Here is a 1,966-nt window from a genome sequence, read left to right on the forward strand (position 1 = left end):
GGGGGGGGGGCCCTCGTGTCGCACTTCGCACTCCCGCACTGCCCGGCTCCGCCGGGCACCTACAGCTCCAGCCCCTTCCGCACCTCCACCTTCGCGTACGCCTCCGCCTGCTCCTGCTTGCGGTACAGCGCGTAGCGCGCCAGGGACGAGGTGATCACCGAGCGGGCGGCGGCGGCGTCCTCCCACCCCAGGGGCGTGACGCGGGCGCCCTCCAGGTCCTTGTACACGGTGAAGAAGTGCTCCACCTCCTTGAGGAAGTGGCTCGCCACCTGTCCGATGTCCAGGTACTCGTCGTAGAGCGGGTCGTGGCAAGGGACGCAGAGGATCTTCTCGTCCATCTCGCCCCGGTCCTTCATCCGGAACAGCCCCACCGGGCGCACGTCGATCACGCAGCCGGGGAAGGTGGGCACGGTGACCATCACCAGCGCGTCGAGCGGATCGTCGTCCTCCGCGTAGGTCTGGGGGAAGAAGCCGTAGTCGCCCGGGTAGTGCACCGCGCTGTAGAGCACCCGGTCCAGCCGGAACATCCCCGTCTTCTTGTCCAGCTCGTACTTGTTGCGGCTCCCCCGCGGGATCTCCACCACCGCCCGCATCTCGGTCGGGGGGTTGGTGCCGGGGTCGAGCTCGTGCCACGGATTGATCATCATAAGCGGTACCGAAACGCTCCGGTCTGGTTCACAGCGAAAAAACATGCCCCCGGCGCGTGCGCGGAGGCTCGGCACGGGGAGCAGCCGCTCCCCGCGAGGGGGGTTAATGTACACCCGCCCGCCGCGCGTTGACACCCCCGGGCGCCCGGCCTACCTTCCCGCCATCCTGAAACCCTTCAGTCCCTCCCGCCCACCCGAAGAGGTCCCCACGTGCTGCTCGGAGCCCACGTGTCCACCGCGGGCGGCGTCCGCAACGCCCCCGGCCGGGGGGCGGAGATCGGCGCCACCGCCATCCAGGTCTTCACCAAGCAGCCCAACCGCTGGGCGGAGCCGGTCTGCGGGGAGGAGGACGTCCAGGGGTTCACGGGCGGCGTCCGGGCACAGGGGATCGGCTTCACCAACTCCCACGACTCCTACCTGATCAACCTGGCCACCGCCGACCCGGAGCTGCGGGCGAAGTCGCTCGCCTCCTTCAGGGCCGAGCTGCGCCGCGCGGTGGACCTGGGGCTGGACGCGGTCGTCACCCACCCGGGGAATGCCACCGACGGCGACCCGGCCCGGGGCCTCGCCCAGAACGCCGCGCTCGTGGAGGAGGCGCTCGCGGAGACGCCGGGGCGGACGATGGTCCTGCTGGAGACCACCGCCGGGTCGGGCCGCGTGCTGGGCGCCACCTTCGAGGAGCTGGCCGCGATGATCGAGCGCATCTCGCCCGAGCACCGCGCCCGGGTGGGGATCTGCCTCGACACCTGCCACGTCTACTCCGCCGGGTACGACCTGGTGGGCGACTACGACGGCGTGATGCAGCGCCTCGCGGACGTGGTGGGGCTGGAGCGGCTCGGGCTCTTCCACCTCAACGACTCCCAGGTCCCTTTCGGCAGCCGGAAGGACCGCCACGCCGACATCGGGGAGGGCTCCCTGGGCGACGAGCCCTTCCGGCGGATCATGAACGACGAGCGCTTCGCCGCCGTTCCCAAGGTGCTGGAGACGCCCAAGGGCGACGACCCCGTCGCGGCGGACCTCCGCAACCTGTCCCGCCTGCGCTCCCTGCTGGCGTGAGGCGCGCCGGAACACCCGCGCGCGGGCAGGGGTAAGCCAACTCCGTGAAACGACGCGTCTTGCCGTTCCGCATCGGGGCCCGCGCGGCCCTCGTCGTCGCGGCGCTCCTGCAGCTTGCGGGAGCGGCGGGCGGGCCGTGGGCGCATACCCACGGCCGGCAGCTCGCCTCCGGCCCGCAGCTCTGCGCCGCGGACCACCAGGGGGCCCACCACGGCCACGCCGTCCACGACGAGCGCTGGTGCGGCGTCTGGCAGGCGCTCGGC

At 72.0% G+C, this 1,966-nt stretch carries 3 protein-coding genes; 2 read left to right on the top strand and 1 reads right to left on the bottom strand.

The genetic code is table 11. The features are described 5' to 3' along the window. Positions 1 to 59: 59 nt before the first annotated feature. On the bottom strand, positions 60 to 647 hold the full coding sequence (locus VGR37_14230) for an inorganic diphosphatase (GenBank protein HEV2148557.1): 588 nt from the start codon (positions 645 to 647) through the stop codon (positions 60 to 62). Positions 648 to 857: 210 nt separating this feature from the next. Here VGR37_14230 and VGR37_14235 point away from each other — a divergent pair, with 210 nt between their 5' ends. Both VGR37_14235 and VGR37_14240 read left to right on the top strand, forming a co-directional pair. Beyond that, positions 858 to 1,703: a deoxyribonuclease IV gene (locus tag VGR37_14235; protein ID HEV2148558.1), complete on the top strand. Its 846-nt coding sequence runs from the start codon at positions 858 to 860 to the stop codon at positions 1,701 to 1,703. Between the two features lie 59 nt (positions 1,704 to 1,762). Next, positions 1,763 to 1,966: hypothetical protein (locus VGR37_14240; protein HEV2148559.1), on the top strand; the 204-nt coding region annotated here is incomplete at its 3' end.

It is taken from the genome of Longimicrobiaceae bacterium (assembly GCA_035936415.1).
Taxonomy (GTDB): domain Bacteria; phylum Gemmatimonadota; class Gemmatimonadetes; order Longimicrobiales; family Longimicrobiaceae; genus JAFAYN01.

Excerpts from the sequence above, each read along its gene's own strand:
- VGR37_14230 (HEV2148557.1), bottom strand. The coding sequence starts at position 647 with ATGATGATCAATCCGTGGCACGAGCTCGACCCCGGCACCAACCCCCCG.